Annotated in this window: 19 protein-coding genes; all 19 read left to right on the top strand. The window is 63.1% G+C overall.

Features of this window, described 5'->3' with window-relative positions; all coding sequences use genetic code 11:
• The first annotated feature begins 6 nt into the window (after positions 1-6).
• The 19 genes from rpsS (at position 7) to rpsM (ending at position 9250) form a co-directional block, all read left to right on the top strand.
• Positions 7-282: a 30S ribosomal protein S19 gene (gene rpsS / locus ACQY7X_RS19300; protein WP_428247039.1), complete on the top strand. Its 276-nt coding sequence runs from the start codon at positions 7-9 to the stop codon at positions 280-282.
• A 2-nt stretch (positions 283-284) separates the two neighbouring features.
• A complete protein-coding gene (gene rplV / locus ACQY7X_RS19295) occupies positions 285-716 on the top strand; it encodes a 50S ribosomal protein L22 (RefSeq protein ID WP_428247038.1) in 432 nt (143 codons plus the stop codon).
• The gene (gene rpsC / locus ACQY7X_RS19290; RefSeq protein WP_428247037.1) at positions 716-1402 is read left to right on the top strand and encodes a 30S ribosomal protein S3; all 687 of its coding nucleotides are present in this window, start codon (positions 716-718) and stop codon (positions 1400-1402) included. Before rplV ends, rpsC begins: the two co-directional genes overlap by 1 nt.
• Positions 1403-1419: 17 nt before the next feature.
• Positions 1420-1839, top strand: coding sequence for a 50S ribosomal protein L16 (rplP, locus tag ACQY7X_RS19285; protein ID WP_428247036.1), 420 nt, complete (start codon positions 1420-1422; stop codon positions 1837-1839).
• A gap of 4 nt (positions 1840-1843) precedes the next feature.
• Positions 1844-2044 carry a 50S ribosomal protein L29 gene (gene rpmC / locus ACQY7X_RS19280; protein ID WP_428247035.1) on the top strand — a complete coding sequence of 67 codons (201 nt, stop codon included), beginning with the start codon at positions 1844-1846 and terminating at the stop codon, positions 2042-2044.
• Positions 2045-2056: 12 nt separating this feature from the next.
• Positions 2057-2293, top strand: coding sequence for a 30S ribosomal protein S17 (gene rpsQ / locus ACQY7X_RS19275; RefSeq protein ID WP_341983562.1), 237 nt, complete (start codon positions 2057-2059; stop codon positions 2291-2293).
• Between the two features lie 33 nt (positions 2294-2326).
• Positions 2327-2695: a 50S ribosomal protein L14 gene (gene rplN / locus ACQY7X_RS19270; protein WP_341983564.1), complete on the top strand. Its 369-nt coding sequence runs from the start codon at positions 2327-2329 to the stop codon at positions 2693-2695.
• Positions 2696-2698: 3 nt separating this feature from the next.
• Entirely contained in the window at positions 2699-3022 is a 324-nt protein-coding gene (gene rplX, locus ACQY7X_RS19265) for a 50S ribosomal protein L24 (RefSeq protein ID WP_428247034.1), read from the top strand.
• Between the two features lie 11 nt (positions 3023-3033).
• Positions 3034-3576 (top strand): 50S ribosomal protein L5, encoded by a 543-nt coding sequence (gene rplE / locus ACQY7X_RS19260; protein ID WP_428247033.1) that lies wholly within the window; start codon positions 3034-3036, stop codon positions 3574-3576.
• Positions 3577-3596: 20 nt separating this feature from the next.
• Positions 3597-3902 (top strand): 30S ribosomal protein S14, encoded by a 306-nt coding sequence (gene rpsN, locus ACQY7X_RS19255; protein WP_428247032.1) that lies wholly within the window; start codon positions 3597-3599, stop codon positions 3900-3902.
• 13 nt (positions 3903-3915) lie between these two features.
• Positions 3916-4311: a 30S ribosomal protein S8 gene (gene rpsH, locus ACQY7X_RS19250; RefSeq protein WP_428247031.1), complete on the top strand. Its 396-nt coding sequence runs from the start codon at positions 3916-3918 to the stop codon at positions 4309-4311.
• 11 nt (positions 4312-4322) lie between these two features.
• Positions 4323-4856 carry a 50S ribosomal protein L6 gene (gene rplF, locus ACQY7X_RS19245; RefSeq protein ID WP_428247030.1) on the top strand — a complete coding sequence of 178 codons (534 nt, stop codon included), beginning with the start codon at positions 4323-4325 and terminating at the stop codon, positions 4854-4856.
• A gap of 11 nt (positions 4857-4867) precedes the next feature.
• Entirely contained in the window at positions 4868-5239 is a 372-nt protein-coding gene (rplR, locus tag ACQY7X_RS19240; protein ID WP_428247029.1) for a 50S ribosomal protein L18, read from the top strand.
• Positions 5240-5254: 15 nt separating this feature from the next.
• Entirely contained in the window at positions 5255-5830 is a 576-nt protein-coding gene (gene rpsE, locus ACQY7X_RS19235) for a 30S ribosomal protein S5 (RefSeq protein WP_428247028.1), read from the top strand.
• A 6-nt stretch (positions 5831-5836) separates the two neighbouring features.
• Positions 5837-6019: a 50S ribosomal protein L30 gene (gene rpmD / locus ACQY7X_RS19230; RefSeq protein ID WP_428247027.1), complete on the top strand. Its 183-nt coding sequence runs from the start codon at positions 5837-5839 to the stop codon at positions 6017-6019.
• 30 nt (positions 6020-6049) lie between these two features.
• A complete protein-coding gene (gene rplO / locus ACQY7X_RS19225) occupies positions 6050-6580 on the top strand; it encodes a 50S ribosomal protein L15 (RefSeq protein WP_428247026.1) in 531 nt (176 codons plus the stop codon).
• 99 nt (positions 6581-6679) lie between these two features.
• Positions 6680-8029 (top strand): preprotein translocase subunit SecY, encoded by a 1350-nt coding sequence (gene secY, locus ACQY7X_RS19220; RefSeq protein WP_428247025.1) that lies wholly within the window; start codon positions 6680-6682, stop codon positions 8027-8029.
• Entirely contained in the window at positions 8026-8676 is a 651-nt protein-coding gene (locus tag ACQY7X_RS19215; RefSeq protein ID WP_428247024.1) for an adenylate kinase, read from the top strand. Before secY ends, ACQY7X_RS19215 begins: the two co-directional genes overlap by 4 nt.
• Positions 8677-8872: 196 nt before the next feature.
• Positions 8873-9250: a 30S ribosomal protein S13 gene (gene rpsM / locus ACQY7X_RS19210; RefSeq protein WP_428247023.1), complete on the top strand. Its 378-nt coding sequence runs from the start codon at positions 8873-8875 to the stop codon at positions 9248-9250.
• Positions 9251-9287 lie beyond the last annotated feature (37 nt).

The following is a 9287-nucleotide window of genomic DNA, read 5'->3' as shown; positions in this document are numbered from 1 at the left end:
GCTGTCGTGGCACGTTCTGTTTGGAAAGGCCCGTTCATTGACGGGTATCTGCTGAAGAAGGCCGACACCGCGCGTTCGTCGGGCCGCAAGGAGGTCATCAAGACCTGGTCGCGGCGTTCGACTGTGATGCCGCAGTTCGTCGGTCTGACCTTCGGTGTTCACAACGGGCACAAGTTCATCCCGGTGTTGGTGACTGAGGAAATGGTGGGTCATAAGCTGGGCGAGTTCGCCCCGACCCGCAGCTTCCCGGGTCACACCGCCGATAAGAAGGCGAAGAAGTAACCATGAGCAAGCAGGCACACGAATCCCGCCTCGGCGAGAACGAAGCCATCGCGATTGGTCGCAACATCCGCGTCAGCCCGCGCAAGCTCGGCATTGTTGCCGGCCTGATCCGCGGCATGCGCGTCGAGGCTGCCCTGTCGGAACTGACCTTCTCCAAGCGCCGTATCGCGCAGGACGTGAAGAAGGTGCTGCAGTCGGCCATCGCCAACGCCGAGAACAACCATCAGCTCGACGTTGATCGTCTGGTGGTTTCGGAAGCCAGCGTTGGCAAGGGCTTGGTGATGCGCCGCTTCCATGCGCGCGCCCGCGGCCGTGGCACCCGCATCGAGAAGCCGTTCAGCCACCTCACCATCGTGGTGCGCGAGCGCGGCGAGGAAGAAGGCAAGGCGAAGGGCAAGAAGGCTGCTAAGGCCAAGGCCGAGGAGCAAGCGTAATGGGTCAGAAAGTCAATCCGATCGGTCTCCGCCTCGGGATCAACCGCACCTGGGACTCCCGCTGGTACGCCAGCGACAAGGAGTATGCCACGCTGCTGCATGAAGACCTCAAGATCCGCAAGTATCTTGAGCAGCGTCTGGCCCAGGCCGGCGTCGCCCGCATCGTCATCGAGCGTCCGGCGAAGAAGGCCCGCATCACCATCCACTCGGCGCGTCCGGGCGTGGTGATCGGCAAGAAGGGCGCCGATATCGAGAAGCTGCGCTCCGAACTGGCCAAGATGACCAAGTCGGAAGTGCATCTCAACATCGTCGAGATCCGCAAGCCGGAACTGGATGCCCGCCTGGTGGCCGAAAACATCGCCCAGCAGCTGGAGCGCCGCGTGGCCTTCCGCCGCGCCATGAAGCGCGCCGTGCAGTCGGCGATGCGTCTGGGCGCCGGCGGCATCCGTATCAACTGCTCGGGCCGTCTCGGCGGCGCTGAAATCGCCCGCATCGAGTGGTACCGCGAGGGCCGCGTGCCGCTGCATACCCTGCGCGCCGATGTCGATTTCGCCCGTGGCACCGCCAAGACCGCCTACGGCACCTGCGGCGTCAAGGTTTGGGTGTTCAAGGGCGAGATCATGGCCCATGACCCGATGGCCCAGGACAAGCGGATGGCCGAACAGACCACCGGCCGTCAGGGCTGAGACCGGAGTAACGCGTCATGATGCAACCGAAGCGTACCAAGTTCCGTAAGGCCTTTAAGGGCCGTATCAAGGGCGTCGCCAAGGGCGGCACCGATCTGAATTTCGGCGCCTATGGCCTCAAGGCCCTGGAGCCGGCGCGTCTCACCGCGCGCCAGATCGAAGCCGCTCGCCGTGCGATCACCCGCCACATCAAGCGCCAGGGCCGCATGTGGATCCGGATTTTCCCGGATCTGCCGGTGTCCTCGAAGCCTGCCGAAGTCCGCATGGGTTCGGGCAAGGGTTCGCCGGAATTCTGGGTGTGCCGCGTGAAGCCTGGCCGCGTGATGTTCGAACTCGATGGCATCCCGGCGCCGCTGGCCAAGGAAGCCTTCCTGCTCGGCGCCGCCAAGCTGCCGATCAAGACCCGCGTCGTCACCCGCCTCGGTGAAGGAGCCTAATGCCATGAAGACCAGCGAATTGGTCGGCAAGACCAAGGACGAGTTGGTGGCCAAGCTCACCGATCTGAAGAAGGAGCAGTTCAACCTGCGCTTCCAGAAGGCGACCGGCCAGCTCGAGAACACCGCACGCGTCCGTCAGGTGCGTCGCGACATCGCCCGTGTGCGCGGCCTGCTGGACAAGCAGACCGCTGCCGTCCGGGCATAAGGAGACGAAGAGATGCCGAAGCGCGTTTTGCAGGGCGTCGTCGTGAGCGACAAGGGCGAAAAGACCATCGTGGTCAAGGTCGAACGTCGCATCATGGACCCCATGTACAAGAAGTTCATCCGCCGCTCGAAGCGCTACCATGCGCATGATGAGAACAACGCCCATAAGGTGGGCGATGTGGTCTGGATCGAAGAGACCCGTCCGCTCTCCAAGCTGAAGCGGTGGATCGTCGTCGAGAACCAGGCCTGAGCCGGCACCAAGTAGAAGCGAGGTACAGGTCCAATGATCCAAGTGGAAACCAATCTCGACGTCGCCGATAATTCCGGCGCACGCCGAGTCCAGTGCATTAAGGTGCTGGGCGGCTCCAAGCGTAAGTACGCCCAGGTCGGTGACGTCATCGTCGTCTCCGTCAAGGACGCCATTCCGCGCGGCCGCGTGAAGAAGGGTGACGTGCATCGCGCCGTCATCGTCCGCACCGCCAAGGAAATCCGTCGTGCCGATGGCAGCGCCATCCGGTTCGACCGCAATGCCGCCGTGCTCATCAACAAGCAGAACGAGCCGATCGGCACCCGTATCTTCGGGCCGGTGACGCGCGAACTGCGCGCCAAGAGCCATATGAAGATCATCTCGCTGGCTCCGGAGGTGCTCTAAGCCATGGCGCAGAAGCTGAAGATCAAGAAGGGCGACAAGGTGGTTGTGACCACCGGCCGCTCCAAGGGTGTGAAGGGCGAAGTGCTGAGCGTCGACCGTGACGGCGGCCGCGCCGTGGTTGCCGGCGCCAACAAGCTGACGCACCACACCAAGCCGAGCCGCACCGCGGCCGGCGGCATCGAGCAGCGCGAAGCTTCCGTCGACCTGTCGAACCTGATGCATCAGGATCCGAAGGACGGCAAGCCGACCCGCGTGGGTTACAAGTTCCTGGATGACGGCCGCAAGGTGCGCTTCGCGAAGCGTTCCGGCGAAGTCATCGACCGCTAAGGAGGCAGACAATGACTACCCGTCTGCAAGACTTCTACCAGACCGAGGTGCGCAAGCAGCTCATCGAGAAGTTCGGCTACACCAACCCGATGGAAGTGCCGAAGATCGAGAAGATCGTCATCAACATGGGCGTCGGCGAGGCCGCTTCGGACTCCAAGAAGGTCCAGGTTGCTGCCACCGAACTGGCGGCCATCGCCGGCCAGAAGCCGGTGCTGACCCGCGCCCGCAAGGCCATCGCGAACTTCAAGCTGCGCGAAGGCCAGGCCATCGGCTGCAAGGTGACGCTGCGCCGCGACCACATGTACGAGTTCCTCGACCGTCTGATCAATATTGCTCTGCCGCGTGTCCGCGACTTCCGCGGCGTGAACGCCAAGAGCTTTGACGGCCGTGGCAACTACGCCCTGGGTCTCAAGGAACAGATCATCTTCCCGGAGATCGATTACGACAAGGTCGCTGATGTGCGCGGCATGGATATCATCATTTGCACGTCGGCGAAGACGGATGAGGAAGCCAAGGCGCTGCTCGCCGGTTTCCGCATGCCGTTCCAGAACTGAGCCGGAAAGGATCGCTGACCATGGCGAAGAAGAGTTCCGTCGAAAAGAATGAGCACCGCCGCAAGCTGGCCACGCGTTATGCTGCCAAGCGCGCCCGCCTGAAGGCTGCCATTCAGAACAAGCAGGCTCAACCGGAAGAGCGTTTCGAGGCCGCCCTCAAGCTGGCCGAGATGCCGCGCAATTCCGCGAAGATCCGTATCCGCAACCGCTGCGAACTGACTGGCCGTCCGCGTGCCTTCTATCGCAAGCTGAAACTGTCGCGCAACATGCTGCGTGAGCTGGCCTCGAATGGCCAGATCCCCGGCATGGTGAAGTCGAGCTGGTAAGGAGGGCAAGAGAATGGCTCTTTCCGATCCGTTGGGCGATCTGCTCGCCCGCATCCGCAACGGCCAGCAGGCCGGCAAGTCGTCCATTGAATCGCCGGCTTCCAAGCTGCGCGCCAATGTGCTCGAAGTCCTGAAGAAGGAAGGTTACATCCGCGGCTACGAGCTGCTTGCGGATGGCAACAAGCGCAACCTGCGCATCGAGCTGAAGTATTTCGAGGGTGAGCCGGTGATCAAGGCGATCAACCGTATCTCCAAGCCTGGTCGTCGCGTCTACTCCGGCATCTCCGAGCTGCCGAAGGTGCGTGGTGGTCTTGGCATCTCGATCCTCTCCACGCCGCGCGGCGTGATGTCGGATATCGAGGCACGCTCCGCCAATGTTGGCGGCGAAGTCCTCTGCCGCGTGTTCTAAGGAGTTCTGCCATGTCTCGTATCGGCAAACATCCGGTTCCAGTGCCCCAGGGCGTGCAGGTGAATCTGGCTGGCCAGACCCTGACCGCGAAGGGCCCAAAGGGCGAGCTGAAGCTCACCATCGTTGACGACCTGTCGGTTGAACTGGCCGACAACAAGGTCACCGTCAAGCCGCGTAGCGTCAACCGTCGCTCTCGCTCCATGTGGGGCATGCAGCGCACGCTGGTCAGCAATCTGCTGAAGGGCGTGAAGGACGGCTACACCCGCGATCTGGACATCAACGGCGTCGGCCTGCGTGCTGCTCTGCAGGGCAAGACCCTGCAGCTCAACATGGGCTTCAGCCACGACGTGAACTACCCGATCCCGGCCGGCATCGAAATCAAGGTGGAAAAGCCCACTTCGATCAAGATCTCCGGCGCAGACCGTCAACTCGTCGGCCAGGTGGCTGCGGATATCCGCGCCGTCAAGCCGCCCGAACCTTACAAGGGCAAGGGCATCAAGTATTCCGACGAGAAGATCCTGCGCAAGGAAGGCAAGAAGAAGTAAGGAATGCCCGCATGAGCAAGCTCACTCGCCTCAATGCGCTGAACGCGCGCCGCAAGGACCGCAACCGCACCCGGATCGCGGAGGCCGCCCACGGCCGCCCGCGTCTCAGCGTGCATCGCACCTCGCGCTTCATCTACGCCCAGATCATCGACGACACCAAGGGTGTGACGCTGGCCTCCGCCTCCTCGCTGGAGAAGGACCTGCGTTCCACGCTGAAGGCCGGCGGCAACAAGGATGCCGCTGCCGAGGTGGGCAAGCTGATTGCCGCGCGCGCCAAGGCCGCCGGCGTCAACGACGTGATCTTCGACCGCGGCAGCTACCTCTATCACGGGCGCGTCAAGGCGCTCGCCGAGGCGGCTCGCGAAGGCGGCTTGAACTTCTAAGAAAGGTTTTCGGACATGGCTGGTAATCAACGGGAGCGGGGCGAACGCGGCGAGCGCGGTGAGCGCGGCGGCGAGCGCGGTGAGCGCGACAGCGAGTTCGTCGACAAGCTGGTCTCCATCAACCGCGTCGCCAAGGTGGTGAAGGGCGGTAAGCGTTTTGGTTTCGCCGCCCTGGTGGTGGTGGGTGATCAGAAGGGCCGCGTCGGCTACGGTTCGGGCAAGGCCCGCGAAGTGCCGGAAGCGATCCGCAAGGCCACCGAGCATGCCAAGCGCAACATGATCCGCGTCAACCTGCGCGAAGGCCGCACGCTGCATCACGACATCGAAGCGCGTCATGGCGCCGGCAAGGTGGTGCTGCGCGCCGCTCCGGCCGGTACCGGCATCATCGCCGGCGGCCCGATGCGCGCCGTGTTCGAGACGCTGGGCGTCGCCGACGTGGTGACGAAGTCGATCGGCAGCTCGAATCCGCATAACATGGTGAAGGCGACTTTCGCCGCTCTGCAGGCTTTGAACGCGCCGCGTCACATCGCCAACAAGCGCGGCAAGAAGGTGGCCGACATCCTCGGCCGCCGCGCCGACAGCGAGGAGTAATCTGTCATGGCGAACAAGAAGGTGAAGGTCACCTGGATCCGTTCCGCGAACAAGCGCACGGAAGACCAGCAGCAGACCATCAAGGGCCTGGGCCTGCGCCGCCTGCACGATAGCCGCGAGCTGGAGGATACTCCGGCGGTGCGTGGCATGATCGCCAAGGTGAGCCACCTGATCCGGGTCGAAGGCTGATTTAGCCGGCCGTAAGAAGGAATTAGGAACATGCGTCTCAATCAGATTGCCGACAACGAGGGCGCCCGCAAGGATCGCATGCGCGTTGGCCGCGGCATCGGCTCCGGCAAGGGCAAGACCTCGGGCCGTGGCGTCAAGGGCCAGAAGGCGCGCACCGGCGTGTCGATCAAGGGCTTCGAAGGCGGCCAGACCCCGATCCATCGCCGCCTGCCGAAGCGTGGCTTCAATCCGCTCAACCCGCAGGATTTCGACCTGGTGAACCTGGGCCGCCTGCAGGCCGCGATCGACAAGGGCAAGCTCGATGCTTCCAAGCCGGTTGACGGCGCGGCGCTGAAGGCTGCCGGCCTGATCTCGGGCAAGGCCGCCGATGGCGTGCGCCTGCTCGGCACCGGTGAGTTGAAGGCCAAGATCGCCGTGTCGGTGCAGGGCATCTCCGCCACTGCCCGCGAGGCGGTGGAGAAGGCCGGCGGCTCGGTCACCGTGCTCGAGACCCGCAAGGTCAAGGCGCTGGCCCGCTCGGAGCAGGTCAAGGCCGAGAAGGCCAAGAAGAAGAAGAAGTAATCCATCCCCTTGGCGTGGGCTTCGGCCCACGCCATATGGTTGGTTAACCGTTTCGTTTCCCCAGGCACCTAACCCCGGGCATTGGATCAAGGAGCTACGATGGCGTCGGCCGCAGAACGTATGGCAGCCAGCCTGAATCTTGGGGCCTTTGCCAAGGCTACCGAGCTGAAGAAGCGCATTTGGTTCACCCTGGGCGCGCTGATCATCTATCGGCTTGGTACTTACATTCCGCTGCCGGGCATCGACCCGACGGTGCTTTCCGACATTTTCAAGCAGCAGTCCGGCGGCATCCTCGGCCTGTTCAATGTCTTCGCGGGTGGCGCGCTTGAGCGCATGACCATCTTCGCGCTGAATATCATGCCGTATATCTCTGCCTCCATCATCATGCAGCTTCTGACGACCGTGGTGCCGTCATTCGAGGCGATGAAGAAGGAAGGCGAGGCGGGCCGCAAGCGCATCAACCAGTTCACCCGCTATGGCACTGTCCTGCTTGCCGTGGTGCAGGCCTATGGCATTGCGATCGGCCTTGAGGGCATGACCGGCGGCCGTGGCGTCGGCGCCGTGATCGAGCCGGGCCTGTTCTTCCGCATCGTTACCGTGGTGACGCTCACCGGCGGCACGATGTTCCTGATGTGGCTGGGCGAGCAGATCACCCAGCGCGGCGTCGGCAACGGCATCTCGCTGATCATCTTCGCCGGCATCATCGCTGAATTGCCGCGCGCGCTTGCCGCCACCCTGGAACTGGGCCGCACCGGCGCGCTCTCCATGGCCGTGATCGTGGTGGTGCTGGTTGGCGCCGTCGCCGTGATCTACGGCATCGTGTTCATGGAGCGCGCCCAGCGCCGCATCCTGATCCAGTATCCCAAGCGCCAGGTCGGCGCCCGCATGTTCGGCGGCGAAAGCTCGCATCTGCCGATGAAGCTGAATTCGGCTGGCGTGATCCCGCCGATTTTCGCTTCCTCGCTGCTGCTGATGCCGATGACCATCGCGCAGTTCACCGCCGGCTCCGGCGGCCCGGAATGGCTCACCACCGTCACGGCCCTGCTGGGCCATGGCCAGCCGCTGTACATGCTGATGTATGTGGCGCTGATCGTGTTCTTCTGCTTCTTCTATACCGCCGTGGTGTTCAACCCGGTGGAGACCGCCGATAACCTGAAGAAGCATGGCGGCTTCGTGCCGGGCATCCGCCCGGGCCAGCGCACCGCCGAGTATTTCGACTATGTCCTGACCCGCATCACGGTCGCCGGCGCCATCTATATCGCCGCCGTCTGCTTGCTGCCGGAAATCCTGATCTCGCGCTTCTCGGTGCCGTTCTACTTCGGCGGCACCTCGCTGTTGATCGTGGTCAGCGTCACCATGGACACCGTGGCGCAGGTCCAGTCGCACCTGCTGGCGCATCAGTATGAGGGCCTCATCAAGAAGGCCAAGCTGAGAGGGGCACGCAAATGAGGCTTATCCTGCTCGGACCGCCGGGTGCCGGCAAAGGCACCCAGGCCCAGCGTCTGACCCAGAGCCATGGCCTTGTGCAGCTCTCCACCGGCGACATGCTGCGTGCCGCCGTGAAGGCCGGCACCGCCATCGGCATGAAGGCCAAGGCGATCATGGACCAGGGCGGCCTGGTTTCGGACGATATCGTGGTCGGCATCATCGCCGAGCGCATCGACCAGCCGGATTGCCGCAAGGGCTTTATCCTGGATGGCTTCCCGCGCACCACCAAGCAGGCCGAGGCGCTGGACAAGATGCTGTCCGAGCGCAAGCTGAAGCTCGATGCCGTGATCGAGATGAAGGTCGACGACAAGGTGCTGGTGTCGCGAATCACCGGCCGTTTCACCTGCGCCAAGTGCGGCGCCGGCTACCATGACAGTTTCCAGCCGACCAAGCAGCCGGGCGTATGCGACCGCTGCGGGTCGACCGAGTTCAGCCGTCGTGCCGATGACAATGCCGAGACCGTGGTTCCCCGGTTGACGGCGTATCATGGCCAGACTGCACCACTTCTGCCGTACTACGAAGGCAAGGGTATTCTTCGTCAGGTTGATGGCATGGCGGAAATCAATGAGGTGACGCGCCAGATTGATGAGGTATTGAAATCGATCTGAGGCGAAAAGCCTTTTAGAGTTGACTAGTTACGGAGAGTTTCTATAATCGCGCCCCTTGGGCAGCGGGTGCGATCAAACAACTGGAGAGCCGCTCAGCGTAAATTACTGTTTACGTTGAGTTTTTCTGTTGGCTATCAGGTCGCCCGGATTGACCGACTCAGGTGAGCCTTGAGTCGTTGACGCGAGGAGAGAAGGCGTGGCGCGTATCGCAGGCGTGAATATCCCGACCAACAAGCGGGTCGAGATCGCACTGACCTACATCTACGGCATTGGCCGGGTGAAGGCGAAAGAGATTTGTGAAAAGGTCAGCATCCCGGCCGAACGCCGGGTGAACCAGCTGACTGACGCGGAAGTGCTTCAGATCCGCGAAGCCATCGACCGCGAATACAAGGTCGAAGGTGATCTGCGTCGTCAGATCGCGATGGACATCAAGCGTCTGATGGACCTGGGCTGCTACCGCGGCCTGCGTCACCGCAAGGGCCTGCCGGTCCGCGGTCAGCGCACCCATACCAATGCCCGCACCCGCAAGGGCAAGGCTGTCGCGATCGCCGGTAAGAAGAAGGCGCCGCGCTAAAGAATTCTGGTGGCGGTCCAGGCTGATCCGGCCTGGG

Origin of the sequence: Ferrovibrio sp. (genome assembly GCF_965278975.1) — a bacterium.
Taxonomy (GTDB): Bacteria; Pseudomonadota; Alphaproteobacteria; order Ferrovibrionales; family Ferrovibrionaceae; genus Ferrovibrio.
Note: the sequence above shows the minus strand (reverse complement) of the source record. Positions and strands in the feature narration are given on the sequence as shown.